28 protein-coding genes are annotated in these 25049 nt (G+C 33.6%); 12 read left to right on the plus strand and 16 right to left on the minus strand.

The window, feature by feature from the left end:
* Window positions 1–117: 117 nt before the first annotated feature.
* The 5 genes from LO744_RS00640 to LO744_RS00660 all read right to left on the minus strand — a co-directional run bounded on the left by LO744_RS00640 (window position 118) and on the right by LO744_RS00660 (window position 4885).
* Window positions 118–2472: a multicopper oxidase domain-containing protein gene (locus LO744_RS00640; RefSeq protein ID WP_230666370.1), complete on the minus strand. Its 2355-nt coding sequence runs from the start codon at window positions 2470–2472 to the stop codon at window positions 118–120.
* On the minus strand, window positions 2462–2929 hold the full coding sequence (locus LO744_RS00645) for a heme-binding domain-containing protein (RefSeq protein ID WP_230666372.1): 468 nt from the start codon (window positions 2927–2929) through the stop codon (window positions 2462–2464). Before LO744_RS00645 ends, LO744_RS00640 begins: the two co-directional genes overlap by 11 nt.
* 1 nt (window position 2930) lies before the next feature.
* Window positions 2931–3563 carry a DUF3347 domain-containing protein gene (locus LO744_RS00650; RefSeq protein ID WP_230666374.1) on the minus strand — a complete coding sequence of 211 codons (633 nt, stop codon included), beginning with the start codon at window positions 3561–3563 and terminating at the stop codon, window positions 2931–2933.
* A gap of 25 nt (window positions 3564–3588) precedes the next feature.
* The gene (locus LO744_RS00655) at window positions 3589–4449 is read right to left on the minus strand and encodes a DUF3347 domain-containing protein (RefSeq protein WP_230666376.1); all 861 of its coding nucleotides are present in this window, start codon (window positions 4447–4449) and stop codon (window positions 3589–3591) included.
* A 151-nt stretch (window positions 4450–4600) separates the two neighbouring features.
* The gene (locus tag LO744_RS00660) at window positions 4601–4885 is read right to left on the minus strand and encodes a hypothetical protein (protein WP_230666378.1); all 285 of its coding nucleotides are present in this window, start codon (window positions 4883–4885) and stop codon (window positions 4601–4603) included.
* A gap of 227 nt (window positions 4886–5112) precedes the next feature.
* Here LO744_RS00660 and LO744_RS00665 point away from each other — a divergent pair, with 227 nt between their 5' ends.
* Genes LO744_RS00665 through LO744_RS00675 form a run of 3 tightly spaced genes read left to right on the plus strand, consistent with a single transcriptional unit; the run spans window position 5113 to window position 6574 of the window.
* Window positions 5113–5460 carry a tRNA-binding protein gene (locus LO744_RS00665; RefSeq protein ID WP_230670436.1) on the plus strand — a complete coding sequence of 116 codons (348 nt, stop codon included), beginning with the start codon at window positions 5113–5115 and terminating at the stop codon, window positions 5458–5460.
* A 49-nt stretch (window positions 5461–5509) separates the two neighbouring features.
* Window positions 5510–6211 (plus strand): 3'-5' exonuclease, encoded by a 702-nt coding sequence (locus LO744_RS00670; protein WP_230666380.1) that lies wholly within the window; start codon window positions 5510–5512, stop codon window positions 6209–6211.
* A gap of 36 nt (window positions 6212–6247) precedes the next feature.
* Window positions 6248–6574: an SUF system Fe-S cluster assembly protein gene (locus tag LO744_RS00675; protein WP_230666382.1), complete on the plus strand. Its 327-nt coding sequence runs from the start codon at window positions 6248–6250 to the stop codon at window positions 6572–6574.
* A 95-nt stretch (window positions 6575–6669) separates the two neighbouring features.
* Here LO744_RS00675 and LO744_RS00680 read toward each other — a convergent pair whose 3' ends face one another.
* The 4 genes from LO744_RS00680 to LO744_RS00695 form a co-directional block, all read right to left on the minus strand.
* Complete coding sequence (locus LO744_RS00680) at window positions 6670–7506, minus strand: sulfurtransferase (RefSeq protein WP_230666384.1); 837 nt, start codon at window positions 7504–7506, stop codon at window positions 6670–6672.
* A gap of 142 nt (window positions 7507–7648) precedes the next feature.
* Entirely contained in the window at window positions 7649–8050 is a 402-nt protein-coding gene (locus LO744_RS00685) for an OsmC family protein (protein WP_230666386.1), read from the minus strand.
* Between the two features lies 1 nt (window position 8051).
* A complete protein-coding gene (locus LO744_RS00690; RefSeq protein WP_230666388.1) occupies window positions 8052–9059 on the minus strand; it encodes a tetratricopeptide repeat protein in 1008 nt (335 codons plus the stop codon).
* Window positions 9060–9062: 3 nt separating this feature from the next.
* Entirely contained in the window at window positions 9063–9911 is an 849-nt protein-coding gene (locus LO744_RS00695) for a hydroxymethylglutaryl-CoA lyase (protein WP_230666390.1), read from the minus strand.
* Between the two features lie 186 nt (window positions 9912–10097).
* Here LO744_RS00695 and pepT point away from each other — a divergent pair, with 186 nt between their 5' ends.
* Both pepT and LO744_RS00705 read left to right on the plus strand, forming a co-directional pair.
* A complete protein-coding gene (pepT, locus tag LO744_RS00700) occupies window positions 10098–11345 on the plus strand; it encodes a peptidase T (RefSeq protein ID WP_230666392.1) in 1248 nt (415 codons plus the stop codon).
* 147 nt (window positions 11346–11492) lie between these two features.
* Window positions 11493–11741, plus strand: coding sequence for a hypothetical protein (locus LO744_RS00705; protein WP_230666394.1), 249 nt, complete (start codon window positions 11493–11495; stop codon window positions 11739–11741).
* Window positions 11742–11940: 199 nt separating this feature from the next.
* Here the strand turns inward: LO744_RS00705 and thiL are convergent, their stop codons facing one another.
* Entirely contained in the window at window positions 11941–13005 is a 1065-nt protein-coding gene (gene thiL, locus LO744_RS00710; protein WP_230666396.1) for a thiamine-phosphate kinase, read from the minus strand.
* A 60-nt stretch (window positions 13006–13065) separates the two neighbouring features.
* Entirely contained in the window at window positions 13066–13557 is a 492-nt protein-coding gene (locus LO744_RS00715; protein ID WP_230666398.1) for an acyl-CoA thioesterase, read from the minus strand.
* A 403-nt stretch (window positions 13558–13960) separates the two neighbouring features.
* Here LO744_RS00715 and LO744_RS00720 point away from each other — a divergent pair, with 403 nt between their 5' ends.
* Genes LO744_RS00720 through LO744_RS00735 form a run of 4 tightly spaced genes read left to right on the plus strand, consistent with a single transcriptional unit; the run spans window position 13961 to window position 17172 of the window.
* The gene (locus LO744_RS00720) at window positions 13961–15163 is read left to right on the plus strand and encodes a BaiN/RdsA family NAD(P)/FAD-dependent oxidoreductase (protein ID WP_230666400.1); all 1203 of its coding nucleotides are present in this window, start codon (window positions 13961–13963) and stop codon (window positions 15161–15163) included.
* A 16-nt stretch (window positions 15164–15179) separates the two neighbouring features.
* Window positions 15180–15590, plus strand: a complete 411-nt coding sequence (locus tag LO744_RS00725; RefSeq protein WP_230666402.1) for an energy transducer TonB — start codon at window positions 15180–15182, stop codon at window positions 15588–15590.
* Between the two features lie 17 nt (window positions 15591–15607).
* Window positions 15608–16246 carry a DUF2306 domain-containing protein gene (locus LO744_RS00730; RefSeq protein ID WP_230666404.1) on the plus strand — a complete coding sequence of 213 codons (639 nt, stop codon included), beginning with the start codon at window positions 15608–15610 and terminating at the stop codon, window positions 16244–16246.
* A gap of 5 nt (window positions 16247–16251) precedes the next feature.
* On the plus strand, window positions 16252–17172 hold the full coding sequence (locus LO744_RS00735) for a YARHG domain-containing protein (protein WP_230666406.1): 921 nt from the start codon (window positions 16252–16254) through the stop codon (window positions 17170–17172).
* 73 nt (window positions 17173–17245) lie between these two features.
* Here the strand turns inward: LO744_RS00735 and LO744_RS00740 are convergent, their stop codons facing one another.
* From LO744_RS00740 to LO744_RS00750, 3 genes are all read right to left on the minus strand, one after another.
* Window positions 17246–17614 (minus strand): ribosomal maturation YjgA family protein, encoded by a 369-nt coding sequence (locus LO744_RS00740; protein ID WP_230670439.1) that lies wholly within the window; start codon window positions 17612–17614, stop codon window positions 17246–17248.
* Between the two features lie 95 nt (window positions 17615–17709).
* Window positions 17710–18363: a thioredoxin family protein gene (locus tag LO744_RS00745; RefSeq protein ID WP_230666408.1), complete on the minus strand. Its 654-nt coding sequence runs from the start codon at window positions 18361–18363 to the stop codon at window positions 17710–17712.
* 3 nt (window positions 18364–18366) lie between these two features.
* Complete coding sequence (locus LO744_RS00750; protein WP_230666410.1) at window positions 18367–18864, minus strand: TlpA family protein disulfide reductase; 498 nt, start codon at window positions 18862–18864, stop codon at window positions 18367–18369.
* Window positions 18865–19081: 217 nt separating this feature from the next.
* Here LO744_RS00750 and LO744_RS00755 point away from each other — a divergent pair, with 217 nt between their 5' ends.
* A complete protein-coding gene (locus LO744_RS00755; protein WP_230666412.1) occupies window positions 19082–19543 on the plus strand; it encodes an energy transducer TonB in 462 nt (153 codons plus the stop codon).
* A 249-nt stretch (window positions 19544–19792) separates the two neighbouring features.
* Window positions 19793–20317 carry an energy transducer TonB gene (locus LO744_RS00760; protein WP_230666414.1) on the plus strand — a complete coding sequence of 175 codons (525 nt, stop codon included), beginning with the start codon at window positions 19793–19795 and terminating at the stop codon, window positions 20315–20317.
* A 3-nt stretch (window positions 20318–20320) separates the two neighbouring features.
* Here LO744_RS00760 and mutS read toward each other — a convergent pair whose 3' ends face one another.
* Together mutS and LO744_RS00770 are read right to left on the minus strand one after the other, a co-directional pair.
* A complete protein-coding gene (mutS, locus tag LO744_RS00765; RefSeq protein ID WP_230666416.1) occupies window positions 20321–22909 on the minus strand; it encodes a DNA mismatch repair protein MutS in 2589 nt (862 codons plus the stop codon).
* 404 nt (window positions 22910–23313) lie between these two features.
* Window positions 23314–23676: a hypothetical protein gene (locus tag LO744_RS00770; protein WP_230666418.1), complete on the minus strand. Its 363-nt coding sequence runs from the start codon at window positions 23674–23676 to the stop codon at window positions 23314–23316.
* A gap of 352 nt (window positions 23677–24028) precedes the next feature.
* On the opposite strand from LO744_RS00770, the gene LO744_RS00775 reads away from it, so the two are divergent.
* Entirely contained in the window at window positions 24029–24916 is an 888-nt protein-coding gene (locus LO744_RS00775; protein ID WP_262908579.1) for a bestrophin family protein, read from the plus strand.
* Window positions 24917–25049: the final 133 nt, after the last annotated feature.

A 25049-nucleotide genomic window follows, 5' to 3' on the forward strand; every position in this document is an offset into this window, starting at 1 on the left:
TCGATAAGAAAATAATTAATTAATATCAAATTCACAAAAAACAACAACAATTATTGTAAACCTCGACCAAAACAGACTTTTTGTTTTGGTCGAGATTTGATAATATAAAAAATAGATTTAGTACACCAGTGTTATTCCAGCTCCAAATCCCATATCGCTATCATAATGAGTAGATAAGGATGCGTTTCGGGTCACGATATACTTTAAACCGAGCATATATTCTTTATCAGTATTAACCGAAAAGGCTCCACGCAATCTTTGAGTAAGAGGAATATCTTCTCTTCTTAATTGCAGTCTCACAATTCCGTCTGTGAAAACCTCAGCCTGAAAATCAATGAGCATCGGCAAAGTGTATAATACCCCGACACTTAAAGCAGCTCTTTGGTCTTTTTTATTTTTCTGCCCAAAAAGATTTTTCTCTATTTCACCAGAACCGTGAGAGTTTCTGTATCTCCAATCGAAGCCCACAAAAGGCATCAACCACTGCATTTTCCCTATATATCGACCAATATGCGTTTCTGTTTCAAAACCGTGCATACTGTTGTAGCCTAATCTCCATTCTGTACCGATACTCCATCTTGCATTTTGTAACATTGCCTGGCCATCGTTTCCATTGGTTGCAAAATCATTTTCTGCCATAAGATGCCACTCGTTGCTTTCGTTCTGGAGCATTTTATATGCTTTTTCTTTATCCGGAATTTCTGGGTTTTTGTAATCTCCTACTGCTACAACTCTATTCATCCCTGCCATCATGTGGTACAAAATATGACAGTGAAAAAACCAGTCTCCTTCGGTATTGGCAGCAAATTCTATGATATCTGTTTCCATAGGCATAATATCTAATACATTTTTCAATGGAGATTGAGAGCCATTGTCGTTGAGTACTCGAAAATCAAATCCGTGCAAATGCATCGGGTGTCTCATCATAGAGTTGTTGACCAATTTTATTCTTAGAATTTCACCTTTTTCAACCTGTATTTTATCTACTTCAGAGAGAACTTTATTATCCATACTCCATACATATCGGTTCATATTTCCCGTAAGAGTTAATGTAATATTTTTTACCGACTCTTTTTTCGGTAATGAAGTATCATAAGGAGATTTAAGCATATTATAGTTTAAAGTCACGATATCATTATTTCCTGTACTATGTGCAGAATGGTCCATCTTCATGTCTTTATTCTTCTCCATTTTTTGAGAATCCTTTTCTTTCTCACCTGTGATTTCTGGGTACATTACCGAATTCATATCCATTTTCTGAAGGCTCATTGCCATCCCCATATCTTTCATATCTCCATTCATCTTCATCATATCGTTCATCATTTTCATTCCTTCAAAATATTTAAGTTTAGGAAGCGGCGCGTGAAGCTGCTTTACTCCTTCTCCAATGTAAATGGATGTAGATTTAGTTCTGTCTTCAGGAGTTACCAAAAGTTCGTAAGATGTATTTTTTTCGGGAATGGTTACCACAATATCGTAAGTTTCGGAAACACCAATAATCAGTCTGTCTACCATCAGTGGCTCTACATCGTTACCATCGTTTGCCACAACTTCTATCTTTCCTCCGGCATAATTAATCCAGAAATAAGAAGAAGCTCCACCATTGGAAATTCGAAGTCGCACTCTATCTCCCGCCTTAAATTGAGATAATTGCTGCTCAGAACTTCCGTTAATTAAAAATTTATCATAATAAATATCGCTTACGTCCATTGCAAGCATCCGTTTCCATTCATTGGTTACTTTAGTTCCGAAATGCCCTTCTTTTATGGCTTCCCAATAACTTTGAGTGCTTTTTTTCTTTATCCCAAACCAATCATTGGCATTATGAAGCATTCTGTGTACATTTTTAGGGTTCAAATCTGTCCATTCGCTTAGAATCAAGGGAATCGCAGGGATATCATCAATCCCTTTTCTGAAAGTAGGGTCATCATTTCTTTTTTTCAAAATCATCGACCCATACATTCCGATTTGCTCCTGCAGCCCTGAATGCGAGTGATACCAATGGGTACCGTTCTGAATAATCGGAAATTTATACGTGTAAGTAGAATGTGGTTTAATACCCATTTGAGTAAGCATGGGAACACCATCTTCTTTGTTGGGAAGCATCAATCCGTGCCAATGCAAAGACGTTTCTTCATCCATCAGGTTATGTACAATAATTTCTGCCGTATCACCTTCTGTAAATGTAAGTGTAGGCATCGGAATCTGGCCATTCACAGCAATTGCTCTTTTCATTTTCCCTGTAAAATTGACTAACGTGTCTTTTACATATAAATGATAGGTTACCGTTTTACCTTCCGTAATTCTTTTCTCAGGAAAAGGAAGAGCTTTTTTGTTTTCAGAAGGCACAGTTGGTTTATTCTGAGCATTATGTACAGAATGTTCCTGTGCTTTCGTAAAGAAAAAAGAAAACAAAATTCCGAGAACTATATATTTAGTTTTTAGCATATTACTTATTATTTTATCTATCATATTGTTGTTTTTGTATTATGTTTAGCCATTTTATCATTTCAACTTTCTGTATATCTGACAATTTTGCATTTTGATGAAGAAATGTATAAGAATCAAGTGGCATTTTATCGTCTTCTATTTGTTGTATAATTCCGTTTAGCTTATTACGTTGTTTACGGGCGCCATAATTTGTCCATTCATTAAAATTCAATTCTCCTTTTCCTTCTTTAATATGTTTTTCCATAAAATACCTTGCAGGCTGAATATAAGAATAAGCTGGATAATTGGTATTATTGCTGTGACAATCATAACAAGAGTTTTGTAGTATATTTTGAATCTCTTTGGGAGCATTGTACAAGCTGGCAAATCCGTCAGACGGAGCCTGCCCTTTATCTGTATTCCGGTCAGGCTGATAAATCTGAATCAGTAGAAAAAGTATAAATCCTACGAGGAGAATTCTTTTAGCAGACTTTTTCATCTTACCATTCTTTTTGCACAGAACCGCAAGTAAGCATCTTGCTTCCCTGATAAGGATTTATAATTTCTTTTTTCTCACTAATCCAAAACGCTCCTTTATTATCATTGTACATTGGGCAGAAATCTTTATACAATTTTTGCTCGCTTCCGAAAGTATCAATCAAATCATTTATATCCTTGCTCAACATCTCAAAATGCTCTCGCTGATGCTCAATACTTCCTTTACCCGCAGCAATATGTTCTGCATTTTCTTCCATGCTTTCGGCAATATCTTTATAAACAGATTTCTTTTTAGCATCTAACTGATTCTTCTCTGCTTTTTTCACAGTTTCGAACAATATTTTTCCTGCAGAAGCTGTTGCTTCAGAATCATCTTTTGCCAAAGCATTTTTCAGCATCAGATAATCGGTGATGATTGCTTTAGTCGAAAAGGTATTTGTTGCTATTTCACTTCCTGTTTTTGTTATCATTTCAGATGATTCTGAGCTGGAGATTTGAGATTTAGAATTATTTGTTGCAGAGTCTTTCATTATTTCAGACTGATAATCTGTATTTTCTGTTATCGCCTCTGTTTTAGGTTTACTACACGCAACAAAAGCAATTCCTACAATGATGATTGTTATTATATTTTTCATCTTTATTATTTTTTTCGTTTGCATTTTATTTTAAAGTTTCAACCGTATTTCCGCAGGTAAGCATTTGCGCTCCATAATACGGATTTTTAATCGAGCTTTCTGTACTCAGCCAATTAGCATCCTGCATCGGACAATATTGATAATAAATTGGAGTTGAATGCTTTGAAGTTTTCAATAACTCATACATGTTTTTCGATAATGATTTGAAAGCTTCTCTTTGCTTTTTAATATCCTGAGTTTGCGAGATTGTTTTCGCATCAGCTCCTAAAACGTTCATAACCTTCATCCAAACCTCATGTTCTGATTGCGACAAATCACCCATTTTTAATACTGCTATTGAATTCATTAATTCTTTTGATGCAAACGAAACAGCTTTAGAATCAGATTTTACAAGTGCATCTTTTACAGAAAAATAATTATCCTGTATGGTTTTTAAAGGCGATTCGTCTTGTTTCTTTTCTTTATTCATAGAAGAATGGTCATGTTCTTTTGGCATTGGGGTTTGCATTGAAGAATGGTCGTGACCAGCCATTGCTTCAGGCATTTTCTTGTTTCTTTTATACTGACAGCTAGAAGGAAGTTTCGCATAAACATCATCAGGTGCATAAAACGAATCGCTATCAAATCCTGCATTTGCAATTCTTTTCAAAATCTCTTGCTGGTTTGTTTTCGAAGAATCATACGTCAGAGTTGCCATTTTGGTTTCCTCATTCCAGCTAACCATCGCAACGTTCTTTAGATTCCCCACTTTTTCGATGGTTGCTTTACACTGACTATTGTTTACGTAGATTTTTACCATTTCAGTTTTAGCATTTTTTATTTGGGCAGTATATACCAATGATACTAAAAGCATCATCACTCCCATTATTTTTGATATTGATTTCATACTATTTTTTTTAACAACAATCATAAGCAGCCTGCATAAAATAATGCGCACTTATCTTGTTAGGTAGAAAGAATTAAATTTTAAATAAATGATAAGTTTGAAAACCAGAATGTTTTCAAAAAAGCATAGTTGTGGCTATACAATAAAGTGGTTATCCTATTTTAGGAATCAACCAAATGGAATAAAAACCTTTGGAAATATTTGTTTCAAAAGGTAAAAATGATTGTATTACCTCAACCTTTACTCTATCGAAAGAGAAACTATTAGAATAAAAAAAAGAAGTATTGCTGTTTGTAGGGCATTTGCACAAAGCATTGTTGCAATCATTTCCGCAATGATTTTTTTTCGATTGCTGATGCGTACACATATCTTTACAAGCATCTTCTTTTGAAGCAGAAGTATTAGAATGTCCTTGTTGCGTTGAAGTAACTTTCATCTTGCATGCATACGTAAGGCTGGGCAATAATAAAAACCCCAGACAAGCAAATAACAATATGTAAACACTACGATACATCTTCACGCTAAGATAATACTTTTTTTATCCTTAAATAAAATTTTTAACATTTTTTAATCTCCAATATCACCCTATGTCTCAAAACAAAATTATTTATATTTGTGAATAACCGTCTTTAAAAGATTTAAGACAAGAAAGAAAATTCTATGATGACAACAAAACCCGAAATATCCTGGGAGGATTTTGAAAAATTAGATATTCGATGTGGTACAATTGTTTCCGTGAATGATTTTGAAAAAGCAAGAAACCCTTCTTATCAGCTTGAAATTGATTTCGGAAGCCTAGGAATCAGAAAATCTGCAGCCCAAATTACAACACTTTACCGTAAAGAAGATTTGGTAGGAAAACAGATTTTAGCGGTCGTTAATTTTCCTAAAAAACAGATTGCTAATTTTTTCAGCGAATGTTTAGTTTTAGGAGTCTATGGTGACGATACAAAAGATGTAACGCTTTTGAACCCGTCTTTGCCTGTAAAAAACGGATTGCAGGTTGGATAGATTTTAAAACAGAAGAATATATTTTGAAAATAATTAATCAAACACCTATATGATACAAAACATCCCCTTAGAAAAAGTCTTGTTTCTTGATATTGAAACGGTTCCAAACGCTGGTTCTTGGGAAGAGCTCTCTGAAACCGAACAAAATCTTTGGGATAAAAAAACAAGATTTCAAAGGAAAGATGAGATTTCGGCAGCAGAATTTTATGATAGAGCAGGCATCATGGCAGAGTTTGGGAAAATTATCTGCATCACGATTGGAATGCTTGAAAAAAATGAAACCTTACGCATAAAAAGCTTTGCCCATGATGATGAAACAAAAATACTTCAGGAATTTGGTGAACTATTTAACAGCCCGAGACTCCGTGACGTTATCCTCTGTGCTCACAACGGAAAAGAATTTGATTTCCCCTGGATTGCAAGACGCTATTTGATAAACGGAATGCAACCGCCCTCTCCATTTCAAATGTTTGGAAAGAAACCTTGGGAAATTCCACATCTGGATACCATGGAACTTTGGAAATTCGGAGACTACAAAAGCTATATTTCTCTGGAGCTTTTGGCTCATGTTTTCGGAATCCCTACCCCAAAAGATGACATTGACGGATCAATGGTTTCATCAATCTACTACATAGAAAAAGACTTGCAACGAATAGTTGACTATTGTGAAAAAGATGTCTTAACTTTGGCGAATATTTTCAGACGGATGCGTCAGGAAGATTTATTACAAAGAAATATCAATTTAGATTAAATAAAATACCGTTTAAACGGTCATTAAAACGATAAGATGAAATTTACAGACGATCAGATTGCCGATATAGGAGAAGAAATTATTAGAACATTAAAAACGGTTTATGATCCCGAAATTCCGGTGGATATTTATGAGTTGGGGTTGATTTACGACGTACAGATTTCTGATGAAGCTGATGTAAAAATCATTATGACCCTTACAACTCCTAACTGTCCGGTTGCAGAAACGCTACCACAGGAAGTAAAAGACAAGGTAAAAACAGTAGAAAATGTAAACGAAGTAGAACTTGAACTTACGTTTGAACCAAGCTGGAACAAAGATATGATGAGCGAAGAAGCTAAGTTTGAGCTGGGAATGCTTTAAAATTTTCTTTTAAATAAATGAGGCTGTCAAAATTTTTGACAGCTTTTTTTTGTTTTAAATCATTAAGATGAATTACGCTGACTTCATCTTAAGAATCAAATTTCTGTTGCAACCTTTTTTCCTTCTCTTCTACTCCATTCGCTCCAAGAACCTACGTATAAATTGGGAATTTCAAATCCGGCATAAACAAGAGCTAAAATCGTATGACACGCCGTAACTCCCGAACCGCAATGAATGATTAGTTTCTCAGGTTTGTTTTCTAATAATTTTAAATATTTTTCTTTTAAAATTTCAGGTCTAAAAAAATTTCCGTTTTCATCTAAATTTTCAGAAAAAGGAATATTAACTGCTCCTGGAATATGACCCGCAATTAAATCGATAGGTTCAGACTCTCCTTTATAACGATAAGAATCTCTCACATCAATTACAACAGCAGACTGGTTTGTTAATTCATTTTCAACACCTTCCAAGCTCGAAACAGGAAGACACCAATGCTCTTTTATAATAATTTCAGATTTTTGAAAAATCTCTTCTCCTGATGAAAACTCTAAGTCTTCTTTTTCGGCTGCCTGAATTCCACCATCTAAAACCTGTACGTTTTCTAAGCCAAATGATTTGAGCATCCACCAAGCTCTGGCAGCTGCATTTGCTCCGTTTTTATCATCGTAAATAATTACATGCGCGTTTTCTGAAATTCCTAAACGAGAAATTGTTTCAGCAAATTTTTGAATGGTTGGCAAAGGATGTCTTCCTCCAAAAGCTGCATTTACACCAACCTCGGCCAAATCATTATCTAAATCAACAAATCTTGCTTCTTTAAGATGTCTATTTAAATAATTTTCATGAGCATCTTTTCCTGTTCTTACGTCAAGAATAATTAGATTTTCAGTAGAAAGAGCTTTTAATTGTTTTGGTGAAATGATGGGAAGCATAAATCTTAATTTAAATTTTTCTCGCTGATTTTATTGATGATGCTGATTTATTTTAATATTTCAATCTGTAAAATTTGCGCGAAATAAAAATGTTTACAATCTTAAATGAAATAAAAAAACCGCAAAAATCTGCGGTAATTATTTATTGATAAATGAAAATCATCGTTTGTACTAAATCTGGATGAAGGCTTTTTGCAACCGGACAATTGTGAGCAGTTTCTTCAATAAAAGCCTTCTCTTTGTCTGAAAATTGATTTGAAAAAATAAAATTACAAACAATCTCACCAATTCTTCTTGGCTCAGTTTTCATAATTTTCTGAAGCGTACAGTAAGCTCCGTCAATATTTATGTTTTTATCTTTTCCCAAAATAGCAATCGTTGTCAAAGCACATTCAGCTAAAGAAGTGGCACATAAATCTGTGGGAGAAAATTTTTCACCTTTCCCGTGGTTGTCGGTTGGCGCATCACTTTCTATGATGGTTCCAGATTGTAAATGTTCTGCTGAACATCTTAGTCCACCTATGTATGTTATTTTTGATGTCATATTATTTACTTTTTTCGTCTTTACTTTTATCTAGAACCTTTTTTATTAGGGTTCGCAAATCTTTCAAGGTAAAACTATCATCTTTAAATCCGATTGGAAAAGTTGTGTGACCTTCGTTAGATTCCTCGCATATTACAAATTCAACATCTGTTTTCTCAATTTGAAGAGTTTTTTCGATATTAAATTTGCGCTCTATTTTTTTTCCTGTTTTATTAATCAAGTAAACCGTATAAATTGATTCAAGCGTTTCTTTAGGCTTTTCAAAATATTTATAAACATTAACCCGTTGATTATTCCATTGAAACTCGTCAACCGCAAGATTTTTAAATTTCATATTATCTTCCGGCAGCTTTTTCTCAAAATAAAAAACCTTCGTTTGATCAAAAATTTCATTCGCTTCAGCAAATTTATTTTGAGCATTTAAAGCTTTAATTAACTTTTCATATAAGATATACTCATTGGGATATGCGGATATTCCATCCTCATAAACCTTCTCAGATTTCTGAAAATCTTTAATTTGAGCGTAATAAAAATTACCTGCATTCTTTATTAATTCAAGATACCATTTATCATCTTTCAGTTCTGAGTTTTGAAGACCTTCGATATATGTTTTCTCTTCATTGATAATATCTTGTTTTATTTTGTAAATTCTCGCTTTTTCAATATAAAATTCAGCAAGAGGAGATTTTGAAATAGCAATATTTATATTTTCTAAAGCTTGATCATATTGTTTTAAAAACATTAGCGAGTAACCTTTCTGAAAATACAACATTGCATCATCAAATTTTTTTGACAATGCTTTATCATAATATTCAATCGCTTTTACATCATTTTCCTTTCTAAAAAATGCATAACCGACATAGTAAAGTTCTTCTGCGCTTAAAGTTTCACTTTCTTTTTCTAATTTTATGATTTCATCAAAATTTTGCTCATTAAATAGCTTTAAAACTTTTTGCCCAAAAATGGATGAGCATGAAAAGAACAATAAAATAAGGTAAAACTTTTTCATATTTTAGAAATGAAAAATATCTTTCGCTCTGTTATAAGAACTTTCGAAATTTAATAAATTCAAGTTGTGTGGTGCTTTTTCTACGCTCATAAAGTTGATAACCTGTTCTGTAGGCATATTTCCTACCAAATCATCTTTTGCCATTGGGCAACCGCCAATTCCTTTTATCGCAGAATCAAATCTTCTGCAACCCTGGTCATAAGCTGCTTTCAATTTAGAATAAGACTCTTCATAACGGTTATGAAAATGAGCTCCAAAATCTATCTCAGGATATTTTGAAGGTATTTTATCGAATAATAATGTGATTTTCTCAGATGTTGCGACTCCGGTAGTGTCAGAAAGAAGAATATTTTTCACTCCTATTTCCGAAAATCTATTGGCCCAAAAATCAACATCTTCCCACTTCCACATTTCTCCGTATGGGTTTCCAAATGCCATTGAAAAATAAAGATTAAAATCTCTGTTTTCACTTTTCATTAGCTCAAGAATCTTTACAATATCATCAAAAGCTTCCTCCTGATTTTTATTGGTATTTCTGTGCTGAAAAGTTTCAGAAATAGAAAACGGGAATCCTAAAATATCCACAGACTCATGCTTCAACGCTTTCTCGGCACCTCTGTAATTGGCGATGATGGCAGAAACCTTGGTGTTCGATAAAGATTTGTCGATATTTTCGGCAACCTCAGCAGAATCTGCCATTTGAGGAATTGCTTTCGGAGAGACAAAACTCAGACAGTCAAGCACATCAAAACCAACTTCCATCAATGAATTGATGTAATCTATTTTTTTATCAGTCGGGATAAACTCATCCCAACCCTGCATCGCATCTCTAGGGCATTCGGTAAGAAACATTGTACTTTTGATTTTCTCAAATATAATAAAACTAAACTATTTAGTTCTGGCTTCCAACAAAGCTAATATTAAATTGATTATCAATAATTTATTTCCGATTTAAAATTTCAATACAATACATTCACCAACAAATAACCTATTCTGAGCCTCAAATTTGCTAACTTTGTTAAAATTTATGATATCAAAATGAGTACAATAGAATTCAACTCGATGTGGAGAGAAAAACTGCTGAATCGTTTTCTCAGTTATGTAAAAATATATTCAACAAGTGACGCCGAAAGCGAAACTACCCCTTCAACAGAAAGACAATGGAACATTGCTAATTACATCGTTGAAGAACTGAAAACAATTGGTCTTGAAGATGTTTCTATTGACAGTCACGGTTACATTATGGGTTACGTGCCTTCAAATCTGGAAAATGACAGCCAGCCAACAATAGGATTTATTTCTCATTATGATACTTCACCGGATTTTAATGGTGAAAATGTAAAACCTCAGGTTTGGGAAAACTATCAAGGCGAAGATTTGATTTTAAATAAAGAAACGCACTTCACTTTATCGCCATCAAAATTTGAAAGTTTAAAGAGATATATCGGTCAGACTTTGATTACAACTGACGGAAATACCCTTCTTGGAGCCGACGATAAAGCAGGTTGTGCTGAAATTGTAACGGCAGCAGAATATCTGATTGCCAATCCTGAAATTAAGCATGGAAGAATTGCAGTAGGATTTACTCCAGATGAAGAAATCGGAAGAGGAGCACATAAATTTGATGTGGCAAAATTCGGAGCTGAGTTCGCTTACACCATGGACGGTGGAGAAGTTGGCGAACTGGAATATGAAAACTTTAATGCAGCCGGAGCGGTGGTGAAAATTCACGGATTGAGCGTACACCCTGGTTATGCTTTCGGAAAAATGGTGAATGCAAGTCTTTTGGCAGCAGAATTTATCCAATCTCTTCCTGCGAATGAAACACCTTCTACAACAAAAGGTTTTGACGGATTCTATCATTTGATGGATGTTACTTCTGATGTTTCAGAATGTAAGCTTCAATACATTATTCGTGATCATGACGATGAAAAGTTTGAAGTTAGAAAAAAATTCATGGAGCAGAAAGTTGCTGAGTTTAATGAGAAACATGGCGAAAAAACCGCTGAAGTTGAGATTAAAGAGCAATATCGCAACATGAAGCAGCAGTTTGAAGGTAAAATGCACATTGTAGACCTTGCCGCAAAAGCAATGAAAGAGTCAGGAATTGAGCCTAAAATAAAAGCTATCAGAGGCGGAACAGACGGTGCACAATTATCTTACATGGGATTACCTTGTCCGAATATTTTTGCAGGTGGAATCAACTTCCATGGACCTTACGAATATGTTGCTTTGGAAAGTATGATGAAAGCAACTGAAGTGATTGTGAATATTGTGAAAGCTTAAAAACAATTTACATACCACCTAAAAACCATTGCTTTTGCAATGGTTTTTTATTTCCAAATCATTTAAAATCAAAGAGATTCATTTTAATTTTCTATCTTTAAAAATGTAAAACATATTACATCTTAACCAAATATAAAACTTTTAATTATGAAAAACATTAAAAAACTTCTGAGAAAAGATTTATCGACAATTCTTGGCGGAGCCGGCTCTGGCTGCCATACAAATGGAGATTCTGCTTATTGCTGGACCGATTGCGAATGTACTTTTGGAAAAGCATGCGAAATGAATGATGATGGAAATCCTGGACAATGCGTCGCTGTTGGAGGTGGCGGAGGCGGTGGTGGAATACCTTATTGTCCTCCAGGTGATGACCGCTGTACCGAACAACCTTTTTAAAACTATAAAATCTCCGCAAAACTGTAGAGATTTTTTATGAAATCTCCGTTTAGTTATATCTAAATTTATTCTTAAATCCCAACAACTTTTTTTCCAAGAAAAAAAGTTGTTGAATATTTAAATCATTTATCCTTCATCATATTAATCAAAAAACCACTACAAAAAAATGCAGTGGCTTCACAATATTTAAAATTAAATTTTAACCGTTTTGCTGGCTTCCTAAAAAAGCATCCCAACCTTGTGCTGTTAGAGCGACTAATTGATTAGAACCTCTTGCAATCATAAAGTTACCTTCTTCTTTTTCGACAGCATGACCGATAATCGTAAAATCTGGATGGTTTTTTATTTTATCAAAATCATTTGGAGAAATCGTGAATAACAATTCATAATCTTCACCTCCGCTTAATGCCGTCATTACAGGATTTAAGTTTAAATCATCCGCTGTTGTAATCGTCAGATTATCCATTGGAACTTTCTCTTCATACAATCTAAAACCTACATTAGATTGGTCAGAAAGATGCAGGATTTCTGAAGCCAAACCATCAGAAATATCAATCATTGAGGTCGGCCTAATTTCCAACTGCTCCAAAATTCCCTTTACATCAGTTCTAGCTTCAGGTTTCAACTGTCTTTCAAGAATATAATCGAAACCTTCCATTTCGGGCTGCATATTGGGGTCTGCCAAGAAAACAGCGTGCTCTCTTTCCAAAATCTGAAGTCCCATATACGCTCCACCCAAATCTCCGGTTACCACCAACAAATCGTTTGGTTTTGCAGTACTTCTTTTAACGATGTTTTCTTCATTTTCAATTCCTACCGCTGTAATGCTCATTACTAAACCAGCGTTAGAACTTGTTGTATCTCCGCCGATTAAGTCTACTTTATATCTTCCACAAGCCGCTTGAATCCCAGAGTATAATTCTTCTAAAGCTTCCACCGGAAAACGATTAGAAACAGCCAAAGAAACCAAAATTTGTGTAGGCGTTGCATTCATCGCAGCAATATCACTAAGGTTTACAACAACCGCTTTATATCCCAAATGTTTCAACGGAACATAACCTAAATTGAAATGTACGCCCTCTGCCAAAACATCAGTCGTCAACACCACTTTTTTATTTCCCGGATTGATAACCGCTGCATCATCTCCTACTCCAAGTTCCGAAGACTCGTTCGATAGAGGAAAAAATTGTGTTAAATGTTTAATTAAGCCAAATTCTCCTAATTTTGAGATGGGCGTTAATTCTGGATCTTTATCTTCAAACATATTTTTTAATTATAAGTAATGAGTAATTGGTAATGAGTAATTTTTAAACTCAAAACCTTTTTAAGCAAATACCGACGGGTCAATATTTTCAGGACGGAAAGGAAGTTTTTTAAAATCTTCTCTTGTCATCAAGATGGTCTCTGCAGTTTTGTATTTATTCATCGCTTCAACGACATCATCCGGCGGCGAAGTCATTTTTCTCAACATCGTGTCAATCCAAACTCCGGTTGCTTCTGAAGTGGCACAATGCGAACCATCTGGAAGATAAAACTTGTGAACAAAACGATAGATTGCCGCATCTTCAGTACAACCATCAATTTCCAAGCTCACAATCACTTTCTGGTCAGCAAAAATTTCCTTGAAAAAAGAAAATCTTTCATGCATAATTACCGGGCCAATTCCCCATCGGCTCATTTGGGTAACCCCCATTTTTTCTTTTTTCATAAAAGCCATTCTCGTTTGTGCACAATATTGTACGTAAGATGAGTTGGCAAGATGTTTATTGGCGTCTAAGTCGCTCCAGCGAACTTCGAATGTATGGTAAAAAGTCATTTATTAAAAGTTTAATTTGAACTTTATTTTACCACAAAAGTCACAAAAGATAAATTGTAATTTTAAAGCTTAAAATATGATTACATAAAGTTCACATAACAGAAAATCTAAGATTTTCAAAAAACTAATGTGTTCTTTTTTCTAAAATCAATTAAACTTAAAATAACTAATGTGTTAAAAAGCTTTTGCGACTTTTGTGGTTAGAAAAAATTCAAAAATTATAATCCTCAAAATTACTCAAATAAGATGGTTTATAAAAATTGTAGTTTTGTAAAAATAATCCGTTGCATAAAAGCTTTAAAATTTTCAAAAAGAATTAAGACATTTCAACAATGCTTTTTTGTTCTTTTGAAAAGCTTAAAACCTAAAAAACTTTTGTGCCTTTTGTGGTTAATCAATAATTATGAAGCAAATTATCATTATCGGAGGTGGTGCCGCAGGATTTTTCTGTGCGGCCAATCTTGACGAAAAAAAATATAAAGTCACTATTCTTGAGCAGAATTCAGATGTTTTACAAAAAGTAAAAATTTCCGGTGGCGGACGTTGTAATGTAAGCCATGCCTGTTTTGACCCTAAAGAACTGGTGCAGTATTACCCTCGTGGTAATAAAGAATTACTGAGTGTTTTCACAAAATTTCAACCAGGAGACACCATGGAATGGTTTGAAAACCGAAATATTTCGTTGAAAATAGAAAATGACAACAGAATCTTCCCGGAAAGCAATTCTTCACAGACCATTATCAATACTTTTTTGAATGAAGCTCAAAAGAAAAACGTTGATGTCAAAACTAAATGTTCGGTAAAAGAAATTGAGAAACTGGATGAAAAGTATTTGGTTAAAACAAGCCTAGGAGATTTTGAAGCCGATTTTGTCATTTATACAACCGGAAGTTCACCAAAATCTTTGAAAATGATTGAAAATTTAGGACACAAAATCATCGATTTGGTTCCTTCCCTATTTACATTTAATATTAAAGACCCTTTGCTCAAAGATTTGTTGGGAACAAGCTTCGAAATGGCGGAAACATCAATTCCAAAATTAAAAAGAGAAGAAAGCGGACCGATGATGATTACGCATTGGGGACTTTCGGGACCTGCGATTTTAAAGATTTCTGCTTGGGAAGCGATTAATTTGGCAAAAGTGAAATACAACTTTGAAATTGAAGTCAATTTTATTTCTAAAGATATCGATGATGCGGAAGAATTATTTCAAAATTTTAAAATCTCAAATCCTAAAAAGACAATCGGTCAGTCTAAAATTTTTGAGGTGACCAATCGTTTTTGGCAGAGAATATTGGAGGTTTCAAATATCAATTTAAATAAGCAAGTTGCGCAAATTTCAGGAAAAGAAATGCAGACAATTTTGGAGAATTTATGCAAAAAGAAATTTCAGGTAACCGGAAAATCGACTTATAAAGATGAGTTTGTAACGGCAGGAGGTGTAGATTTGAAAGAAATTAATTTTAAAAATATGTCTTCGAAAATTTTGCCTAACTTTTACGTTGCCGGAGAAGTCTTAAATATTGACGCTGTAACTGGTGGGTTTAATTTTCAGGCTTGCTGGAGCGAAGCATGGCTGATTGCTCAGGATTTAAATAATTTATAAAAACAAAAAAAACATAATGAAAAAACTACTCTTTTTTGCCATACTTACTATTTCTATAAAAGCTTTTTCTCAGGAAGTTTCTCCTTCTCCAAGTCAAGAAAATGTAAGTGTTGACAAAATTATTTATGATAAAGCAGATACTAATCCTGTATATCCTGGAGGAATAGATGCTTTCAGAAAAAACTTTTATCAGACTTTTGATAGTGGAAACATTAATGGCAAAGGTAAAATAAATGCCGAAGCTTTATTTGTAATTGATCAAAACGGATACATTACAGAAATTAAAGTTAACGGAGAAAATAAATCAATGAACAAGGAAATGACTCGTGCAATAAAAGCAATGTCTAAAACTAAATGGAAACCAGCAAAACTGGGCGGAATAGCTGTAAAATATCGATTCAGGCTTCCTATCGCAACTAATCTTTAAAGTTTTAATTAAAAAATGTGATTTCAGTTAAAAGAAATATTCCGAATATTTTAAAAATCCTTCTCATCATAGGATTTGGGTATTTCTTTTGGCTGATGTTGAAAATCACTTTAGAATATTTTCCTTTAGACCCCAATGTAAGTTTCCTGATGATTAAACAGACGGAGGTTACCGAAAGACCAGAATATTTGTGGTTTTTCTACACTCATGTTTACACAAGCATTTTTGTTTTATTGACGGGGTTTTTAGCAATTTTAAGGAAAAATTTTGGGTTAAAAAATTTTCACAGAAATGCCGGAAAAATTTACATTTTCTTGATTTTAGTTTTTGCCGCACCCTCCGGAATATACATGGGTATTTTTGCGAATGGAGGTTTTCTTTCTAAAATTTCGTTTGTGATTCTGGGTTGTTTGTGGTGGTTTTCGACATTTAAGGCCTATCAGCTAGCACTACAAAAAAAATTTAAAGAACACAAACAATGGATGTGGCGAAGCTTTGCATTAACAATTTCTGCCATTACTTTGAGAATGTGGAAAGTAATTATTGTATATTTATTCCATCCAAACCCGATGGATGTTTACCAAATAATCGCATGGTTGGGCTGGATTCCAAACATTTTATTCATTGAATATTTAATCACAAAAAAGCACATTTAATTGATATGAAAATTTTAAAATTTACTTTAATCACTCTTTTTACAATTGGTTTGACAAGTTGTAAGAAAGAAACAACAGCCGAGGAAAAACCTAAAGATAGTTTAACTGCAAAAAAAGATTCTGCCGTAATTCCGGAAGTTCATAAAGAATATTACGGCATTTACACGGGAGAATTTGCCGGAAAAGAGATGATGCATGATAATGAAGTTGACGAAGACTATGAAGGAATAAATATCAAAAGAATTTCTTTAAAAATCAACCGAATTACTCAGGATTCTGTTTACGGGCAAAGTATTGTGAGTGGAACTCAAAGACCTTTCAGAGGAGTTTTCAATGAAGGTTCTCAATCTTTTATTTTAGATGAACCAGGAAATGATAAAACCGACGGAAGATTTGAAGTAAAGCTTAAAAACGACAGTATCACCGGAAAATGGACTGCCTTTAATAAGTCTGCGGTAAAAGCGCCTTTAAAAAATCTAAAACTCATCAAAAAAGAGTTCGTTTACAATCCGAATTTTATGCTGGATGAAAATTCAGATTTAATTGATTGGGAAAACCCGAGAGATTTTAAAGAAAAATACACCGACGAAGAAACCGGAAAAACGGAAACTTACACTCAATCTAAAAACAGAATTGCTTCTGATGCGGTTTTTAAAATCAATGCTTCTAAACAGAAACTCAGTGAAAAAGACCTTAAAAACCTGAGAAAACTCGATATGGAAATCATTAAAAATTCTGTTTTCGCAAGACATGGTTATTCCTTTAAAAAACAAACCTACAGAAACTTTTTTGAGCAAACCGATTGGTACATTCCTGTTTCAAATAACGTTGACAGCGAGCTTTCACCTATGGAAAAAGACAATGTAGCCTTGCTAAACCGTTTCATCAAATATGCGGAAGATAAATATGATTCTTTTGGAAGATAATTATTGGGTTGATGGTTTCTAGGTGGTGGTTGATAGACTAAAAACACATTAATTTCACAAAATTTTATAAATTCTATTTTAGTTTTACTATTAAATATAAAATAAAACATCCTATTGCGTAACACAAAATATCAATCCACGAAAAAGAATTTCCGATAACAATATACATTAGGCTTCCCGGTTGGAAGCCTAACCTGTCTGCAATTTTGAAATATTGCGCAAATTCTACGAAGCATGAGAACGCCAAAATGCCTAGAATAAGTTTGGTCTCATTGATAATAACAAAGCTTTTCACAAAAGTGTAAAGCAACATCACGACAATTACATCTCCCAGATAGGCTCTGATAAAGAAGTTGTCTTTTAGTACCGTTGCAATTAAAACCTCAACAAGGAAAATAACAATTGTTAAAAGTGAATATTTGAGGTTGAATTTAAATTTCATCATATTTGATTTTTAGCGTAAAGTCATGATTTTGTGTTAAAAAAAGAGCAGACTAAAAGCCTGCCCAATATCTTGATTTAATTTTAAAAATAAAATTATTTTTTCACTTTTATAGTACAGCCAATAGCAACAGTTTTAGGATTTGCCACTGGTTTTCCATTTAATAAAGCCTCCATTGCATCTTCTACATAACGCTCTGAAACATCGTTCGGGTCATCATAATTATTGTCGATAGCTCCAATATATTTTACGATATTTTTTTTGCCGTCTTTCTGAAGAATAAATACATGCGGCGTTTTTGTAGCGCCATATTGAGGATAAACTTTCTGGCCTTCATCCACCAAATACGGGAACGTAAAACCTTTATCCTTTGCTCTTGTAATCATTTGCTGAAAGCCGTCTTCAGGTTGTACATTGGGGTCATTTGGGTTAATCGCAATCACAGGATAACCGCTGTCTTTGTATTTTTTATCAAGCGCAATAATTCTCTCTTCATACTTTTTTGCATACGGACAATGATTACACGTAAAAACTACGATAAAGCCTTTTGCTGTTTTAAAATTGCTCAACGAAACCATTTTTCCGTCAATATTTTTAAGCTTAAAATCTGAGGCCACATCACCCACTTCATACCCTTTTGAAGAAGCTGTTTTCGATTTTGGTTCTTCATGTTTATCATTTTTCACCGTAAAGCTTAATAAACTCAAGCCTATCATTGTGGCAGCAACTAATGTTTTAATATTTTTCATGATTTATAGATTTTTTGTAATGATATTTTCAAGCTCAGTTTTTGTCATTTCTCCGTCATTGAAATGTACTTTTTCTGAATTTTTATAGACAATAGTTACCGGAATATTTCCGTCCCATTTTTTTTCAAATTGAGGAATCCAGGTATTCATCCTTTTAATATCATCCAGGAGAATAACTTCTGCCGTAAGGTTTTTATTATTAATAAACTGAATGACACGCTCTTTATCTTTCGGTCGGTCTAAAGAGATTAAAAGCATTTTAAAATTAGGATTGTCTTTGTATTTATTATTAACCTCCATAAAATCTGGAAGTTCCTTTACGCAAGGAGCACAAGTGGTAGACCAGAAATTCAAGACCAACAAGACGTCTTTTTCTTCCTTAATTTTCTTTTCAAGCATCTCATATTTAATCATCGGAACATCATTTACAATCGTTTGTTCCTGTGAAAAACATAAAGACATCGTGGATACCAATGTTGCTAAACTGAAAATTTTCTTCATATTCAAAATTAGCGAATGTATTTTTACGCCCATAAAATAGAGCTGTTAAACTTTGTTAATTAATTAAAAGACAAGCAGATTTAAGTCGAAAGCAATCTGCAAAAAGTAGACTTTCACTTTAAAGTGCCTCTTAGTCTAAGTTTCAAATACTTTTGATACCCACTTAATATACTTATCTTTGGGGAATAATACTCAGAATTAGTATTATCAAATTTGAATGAAAAAAGCATTTTTTTTAATGGTTCTCGGTTTTTCTTCTCTTGTTTTTGCACAAAATACAGAGGAAAAAAAAACAGTTCAGACGACTATTTCCGATGTTTCTGGTTTGCCAGATTATGAGGTTATTAAAAATAAGTTAGACCTTAAACAGGTTGTTACAAAAGCAGATACCATCCCTGAATTTCCGGGTGGAATGGATGCTTTTAAAAGAAAATACTTCGAAAACATTGAGACTTTAGACCTCAAAAAAAACAAAAAATTAGATACCCGACTTTATTTTATTGTTGAAAAAAATGGATACGTAAGAAACGTTACTGCCGTTTCAAAAAACAAAAAACATGCAGAAGCAGCAGAACAAGGGATAAGAAAGATTTTCATCCGCTGGAAACCCGCAAAATTAAACGGTGAAGCTGTACGCTACATCTTCTTTTTTCCTTTGATGAGTAAAAAGTTTAACTGAAAATAAATTTATTTGTTTAAAACCTTAATCGATATCAGAAATCTGACGTCGATTTTTTATTTTTGAGGAAATTTAATGATGAACAAAATTTTATTTTTTATCCTATTTATATCTTACAATTCTGTTTTTTGTCAGGATAGCTTAATCTATTCTGAAAACCTTCCAGAAATTGTTTTAACAAAAAGTAAAGCCAGTACTGAAAATGAAAAACCACCAGTATTTCCATGAGGCACTACAGTGTTTAGAGAAATGTTGTCTAAAAATTTTCAGCCGGAGAAAGTCTCAGATTCATCAAATATTCACTGCGACTTGTTCTTTATAATTGATAAAGAGGGAAACATTAGTGAAATAAAAGCAATCGGAACAAATAATGAATTTAATAATCAAGCGACTTATGCTCTTTCCCAAATAAAAGAAAAATGGGAACCAGCTACATTAAATGGAGCCCCTGTAAAATACATGATGAAAGTTCCTTTAGATATAAAATTCGATGAAGTAGAGAAAGCTAAATTTCCAGCTGGAGAAGATTCTTTCAAAAAAAGAATCCTAGAAAATTTAAAGGCAAAAGACACTCAAGAAAAGAAAAGTTGTACAATTTCTTTCGTCGTTGATGATGTTGGAAGAATATCAAAAATTAAAGCACAAGGCACAGACAAAACATTTAATAAAAACGTAGAGCGTGCCGTATCAAAAATAAGAGAAAGATGGACTCCCGCATTGCTTCGGGGACTCCCTATTGCAAATCCAGTTTTAATTCATTTTGAAATAAATTAAAACTTATTTCCCAATCATCTTTTTAATCGAATTCAGCTTCATTAAAGCTTCTATCGGCGTTAATGTATTGATGTCAATTTTCGTTAATTCTTCTCTGATGTTTTCTAAAACCGGGTCATCCAGCTGAAAGAAAGAAAGTTGCATCTGCTCATCAGTTACTCTTTTAATACTTTCAGAAGAACCGCTTTGAGAACGACTTGCTTCAAGGGTTTTTAGGATTTCATTGGCTCTGTTTACCACTTTTGCAGGCATTCCTGCCAGTTTTGCCACGTGAATACCAAAACTATGCTCACTTCCGCCTGGAACTAACTTTCTTAAGAAAATGATATTTCCTTTATTTTCCTGAATAGAAACGTGGAAATTTTTCACACGCTCAAAATTCACGGTCATTTCGTTCAACTCGTGATAATGGGTTGCAAATAAAGTCTTTGCCTGAGTTGGATGCTGATGAAGATATTCTGCAATCGCCCAAGCGATAGAAACCCCATCGTACGTTGATGTACCACGCCCGATTTCGTCTAATAAAATCAAACTTCTTTCAGAAATATTATTCAAAATATTTGCTGCTTCATTCATTTCAACCATAAAAGTAGATTCGCCTGCCGAAATGTTATCACTCGCTCCTACTCTGGTGAAAATTTTATCTAAAAGCCCAATTTCTGCATGTTTAGCCGGAACAAAACTTCCAATCTGTGCCATCAGACAAACAATTGCCGTTTGACGAAGGATTGCAGATTTACCCGCCATGTTCGGGCCGGTAACCATAATAATTTGTTGAGAATCTTTATCTAAGAAAATATCGTTCGGAATATATTTTTCACCTAAAGGAAGCGCGTTTTCAATAATCGGATGCCTCGCTTCTTTTAAATCGATACCAAAACTATCGTTCAAAACAGGTCTCGTATAGCTTTCAGAAACAGCCAATTCAGAGAAGCCTACGGCAACATCAAGCTGTGCAATGATACTTGAGTTTTCCTGAATTCTATCGATATAAATCATCGTATCTGCACAAACTTTTCGGTACAACTGATTTTCAAGAACACTGATTTTTTCCTCAGCACCCAGAATCTGGCTTTCGTACTCTTTCAGTTCTTCAGTGATGTATCTTTCAGCATTTACAAGCGTCTGCTTTCTAATCCATTCACTCGGAACTTTATCTTTATGGGTGTTTCTTACTTCAATAAAATATCCGAAAACATTATTAAAATCAATTTTAAGACTGGTAATTCCGGTACGCTCTACTTCACGCTGACACATATCATCAAGAAAACCACGACCTTTATTTTGCAGACCTCTCAAATGGTCGAGCTCTTCAGAAATATTTTGTTTAATAACATTTCCTTTTGCAAGACTGACTGGAAGCTCTTCATTCAGATGATTTTCAAGCAATTGAATTAATTCATCTAAAGAATTCAACGGTTCAAGCCACGCCAAAACATCCGCAAACGGACGCAACAATTCTTTGATCTTATGAATATTGATTAAACTTTGACGCAGATAGCCTAATTCTTTAGGTGAAATTTTTTCTGCCGCCAGTTTTCCCATCAATCGGTCTAAATCTGAAATAGCACGCAATAATTGGGAAATCTCATATTTTAATTGTTCATTTTCGTTTAAAAAATCAATTAAAGAGAGCCTTCTTCCGATTTCTTCTACAGATTTTAAGGGAAGTATAATTCTTCTTCTCAATAATCTTCCGCCCATTGGTGTAGACGTTTTATCGATAATATCTAAAAGAGATTTTCCTTTCGGATTACTCGGATAAACGATTTCGAGGTTTCTCAACGTAAAATGATCCATCATCAGATAATCATCCTGCGGAATAATCTGAATTTTGGTAATGTGCGCCAATAATTTGTGGTGAGTATCTTCAACCAAATAAGCAAAAATAGCTCCTGCTGCAGTAATTGCCAAAGGTAAATTTTCTACCCCAAAACCTTTTAATGAATTGGTTTTAAACTGATTCGTTAATTTTTCGTAAGCAAAATTATATTGGTATGCCCAATCTTCCAGTTTAAAAACATTCTTATTCTTTAGCTGTTCGGGAATCTGTACACTTCGCTGATAAATAATTTCACTCGGATCAAATGTATTGATGATGTGCAAAATCTTATCTAAATTGCCTTCACTTACCAAAAACTCACCCGTGGAAACATCAACTAAAGCAATTCCGTATTTTTCTTTTTCTTTATGAAGCGAAAGCAGAAAATTATTCTTTTTTGAACTTAAAACCTGATCGTTGAACGTCACTCCGGGAGTAACCAATTCTGTAACACCACGTTTTACAATTCCTTTTACGGTTTTGGGATCTTCCAACTGGTCACAAATCGCAACACGAATCCCGGCTCTTACCAATTTTGGCAAATAAGAATCTACCGAATGATGCGGGAAACCAGCCAATTCGATATGCCCTTCTCCGTTGGCTCTTTTGGTCAAAACAATGCCCAAAATCTGAGACGTTCTCACAGCATCCTGACCAAAAGTTTCGTAGAAATCTCCCACTCTGAAAAGTAAAAGCGCATCAGGATATTTCGCCTTGATGGTATTGTACTGCGTCATTAACGGGGTCTCTTTCTTCGTCGCCTTTGCCATTGAAATCGTTCTTAAAAATTGGGTTGTAAAAGTATGAAATAAAAAAGAAGGAGGGAAATGTTGATTTTAAATCTCCCACAGATTCCGCAGATTTTCACGGATTTTTGATGAGACAATGTAAATTCGGTCATTCTCTATTGATTTTCAGCTATAGGATATATTTTTAACGCAAAGATTTATTTAAAATAGTCTTGGTTTTAAGGAGCAAAGATTATCGAACAAGTCGATTAAGCTTGGAATATGCATGAGCTTCATTAAATCAATCATTGATTCATCTTTGATTCTTAATGTAAAATATGTAGAAAAACAAATCTTTGCGTGAAATAAATAACGAATCATTAAAATCAAAAATTCAAACAATTACCTCCGTTATTTACGTTAATATACTTACTTAAATATAAATTTTACAATGCAATAATTTGTAAATTACTTTCTACTATCTGAGCTCTGGTTTTATATTGGGTTTTATGTACAGTCTCATTAAGACTATTAATCAATTCAGTTTCATCTTCTAAAGTCATTATTATTTTGGTTGATGATTGATGATTACTTTCTAAATTATTAATCATAATGCGCAATATTTCTAAACCAAATTTACCTTCAACTTCCTGAAATTCTTCAAAAATAAAAAGACAGTTATTTTCTGCAATCCAATCAATATGAAAATCTAAAATTTGATTTAAATTATACTTTCCTTTTGTTTCGTAAAATGGAGAAAATAGTTTTTTAGACTGAACTACATCAAGGTAATCAGAAAATGACTTCATAGATACTGGAAATCTACAGAGCTCAAGATTAGAGTTCCCAAGAATCTGGTTTAGACTTTTGTGTCTTTCAATTTTTGTCTTGCAACAATCAAAATATGTTTCTTAAAAGTGAAATTATCTGTCATTTGTGAAATTGTGAGGTTTTAAATTTTATTATTCTTAAATATTCCTCTAAAGCTTTTTATACACCCATTTCTGTTTACAATTGCCCATTGAGCTCGTAAAACCTTATCCGGATTCGCCTACAACATCTACGTTTTCGAGAATCATGGGTTTTTGAATTGAATACAAAATAAAAATAGTGTTTTTTTGAAATTTATAAAAATTTATCTTTGCAAAACAAATATCATCCATGAGAGTTTACAATACTAAACATTTCCTGAAAATATTGGTCAGCTTACACAAAAGCGATACCATGAAAATCCTTTTTCCAACAATGATTTTGATGGCTATTTATTCCTATGGAATTCAATATTTGGAAGTTGAGTACCTTCATTTAACGGCAAAATCTAAAGTAAGCAATGTAGGATTAATTCATTCTTTATTAGGATTTGTGTTGTCTTTATTGCTGGTTTTCAGAACCAATACCGCATATGACCGATGGTGGGAAGGAAGAAAGCTTTGGGGAAAACTGGTAAATGACACAAGAAATTTCGCAATAAAAATAAACACTATTCTTTCAGAAGACAGAGATTCTGCAAACCAGATTGCTCGCTATTTAAAATACTATCCGCATTTTCTAGCGAAACATCTTTCTCAGGAATCTACAAGATTGGCTCTGGATGAAGATTATTCTGAAATTGAAAAATCTTTAAGAAATCATGGTCCGACAGATCTGGTGATTCTTTTAACTCACAAATTACACCAATTAAAAAAAGAAGGAAAAATTTCTGATGTAGAAATGTTATACTTAGACACTCAAATTTCAGGATTTTTAGATGTCTGCGGAGGCTGTGAAAGAATTAAAAATACGCCGATTCCCTATTCATATTCTTCTTTTATAAAAAAGTTTATCATATTATATGTTTTGGCGTTACCGATTGCTTACGTCATCAATCTTGGATTTTTTATGATTCCGCTGACGGTTTTTGTATATTATGTCTTGATGAGTCTGGAATTGATTGCCGAGGAAATAGAAGACCCTTTTAATAATGATGAAAATGATATCCCGATGGAAACAATTGCTCAGAATATCGAGAAAAATGTACACCAGATTATGGGTGCAAAAAAAATAAATTAGATTTTAAATAAGCTACTTGAATTTTCAACATTAAGAAAATTAAGATTTTAAGTAAATGACAATTAATGAAGAAATAAACAAGTTTATTTTAAAAAGGATTTTAAAAATCCATTCATAGAGAAGAAATCGTAAA

This window comes from Chryseobacterium turcicum (genome assembly GCF_021010565.1).
GTDB classification, from domain to species: domain Bacteria; phylum Bacteroidota; class Bacteroidia; order Flavobacteriales; family Weeksellaceae; genus Chryseobacterium; species Chryseobacterium turcicum.

Excerpts from the sequence above, each read along its gene's own strand:
- LO744_RS00640 (WP_230666370.1), bottom strand. The coding sequence starts at position 2,472 with ATGATAGATAAAATAATAAGTAATATGCTAAAAACTAAATATATAGTT.
- LO744_RS00645 (WP_230666372.1), bottom strand. The coding sequence starts at position 2,929 with ATGAAAAAGTCTGCTAAAAGAATTCTCCTCGTAGGATTTATACTTTTT.
- LO744_RS00650 (WP_230666374.1), bottom strand. The coding sequence starts at position 3,563 with ATGAAAAATATAATAACAATCATCATTGTAGGAATTGCTTTTGTTGCG.
- LO744_RS00655 (WP_230666376.1), bottom strand. The coding sequence starts at position 4,449 with ATGAAATCAATATCAAAAATAATGGGAGTGATGATGCTTTTAGTATCA.
- LO744_RS00660 (WP_230666378.1), bottom strand. The coding sequence starts at position 4,885 with ATGAAAGTTACTTCAACGCAACAAGGACATTCTAATACTTCTGCTTCA.
- LO744_RS00665 (WP_230670436.1), top strand. The coding sequence starts at position 5,113 with ATGACAACAAAACCCGAAATATCCTGGGAGGATTTTGAAAAATTAGAT.
- LO744_RS00670 (WP_230666380.1), top strand. The coding sequence starts at position 5,510 with ATGATACAAAACATCCCCTTAGAAAAAGTCTTGTTTCTTGATATTGAA.
- LO744_RS00675 (WP_230666382.1), top strand. The coding sequence starts at position 6,248 with ATGAAATTTACAGACGATCAGATTGCCGATATAGGAGAAGAAATTATT.
- LO744_RS00680 (WP_230666384.1), bottom strand. The coding sequence starts at position 7,506 with ATGCTTCCCATCATTTCACCAAAACAATTAAAAGCTCTTTCTACTGAA.
- LO744_RS00685 (WP_230666386.1), bottom strand. The coding sequence starts at position 8,050 with ATGACATCAAAAATAACATACATAGGTGGACTAAGATGTTCAGCAGAA.
- LO744_RS00690 (WP_230666388.1), bottom strand. The coding sequence starts at position 9,059 with ATGAAAAAGTTTTACCTTATTTTATTGTTCTTTTCATGCTCATCCATT.
- LO744_RS00695 (WP_230666390.1), bottom strand. The coding sequence starts at position 9,911 with ATGTTTCTTACCGAATGCCCTAGAGATGCGATGCAGGGTTGGGATGAG.
- pepT (WP_230666392.1), top strand. The coding sequence starts at position 10,098 with ATGAGTACAATAGAATTCAACTCGATGTGGAGAGAAAAACTGCTGAAT.
- LO744_RS00705 (WP_230666394.1), top strand. The coding sequence starts at position 11,493 with ATGAAAAACATTAAAAAACTTCTGAGAAAAGATTTATCGACAATTCTT.
- thiL (WP_230666396.1), bottom strand. The coding sequence starts at position 13,005 with ATGTTTGAAGATAAAGATCCAGAATTAACGCCCATCTCAAAATTAGGA.
- LO744_RS00715 (WP_230666398.1), bottom strand. The coding sequence starts at position 13,557 with ATGACTTTTTACCATACATTCGAAGTTCGCTGGAGCGACTTAGACGCC.
- LO744_RS00720 (WP_230666400.1), top strand. The coding sequence starts at position 13,961 with ATGAAGCAAATTATCATTATCGGAGGTGGTGCCGCAGGATTTTTCTGT.
- LO744_RS00725 (WP_230666402.1), top strand. The coding sequence starts at position 15,180 with ATGAAAAAACTACTCTTTTTTGCCATACTTACTATTTCTATAAAAGCT.
- LO744_RS00735 (WP_230666406.1), top strand. The coding sequence starts at position 16,252 with ATGAAAATTTTAAAATTTACTTTAATCACTCTTTTTACAATTGGTTTG.
- LO744_RS00740 (WP_230670439.1), bottom strand. The coding sequence starts at position 17,614 with ATGAAATTTAAATTCAACCTCAAATATTCACTTTTAACAATTGTTATT.
- LO744_RS00745 (WP_230666408.1), bottom strand. The coding sequence starts at position 18,363 with ATGAAAAATATTAAAACATTAGTTGCTGCCACAATGATAGGCTTGAGT.
- LO744_RS00750 (WP_230666410.1), bottom strand. The coding sequence starts at position 18,864 with ATGAAGAAAATTTTCAGTTTAGCAACATTGGTATCCACGATGTCTTTA.
- LO744_RS00755 (WP_230666412.1), top strand. The coding sequence starts at position 19,082 with ATGAAAAAAGCATTTTTTTTAATGGTTCTCGGTTTTTCTTCTCTTGTT.
- LO744_RS00760 (WP_230666414.1), top strand. The coding sequence starts at position 19,793 with ATGTTGTCTAAAAATTTTCAGCCGGAGAAAGTCTCAGATTCATCAAAT.
- mutS (WP_230666416.1), bottom strand. The coding sequence starts at position 22,909 with ATGGCAAAGGCGACGAAGAAAGAGACCCCGTTAATGACGCAGTACAAT.
- LO744_RS00770 (WP_230666418.1), bottom strand. The coding sequence starts at position 23,676 with ATGAAGTCATTTTCTGATTACCTTGATGTAGTTCAGTCTAAAAAACTA.
- LO744_RS00775 (WP_262908579.1), top strand. The coding sequence starts at position 24,029 with ATGAGAGTTTACAATACTAAACATTTCCTGAAAATATTGGTCAGCTTA.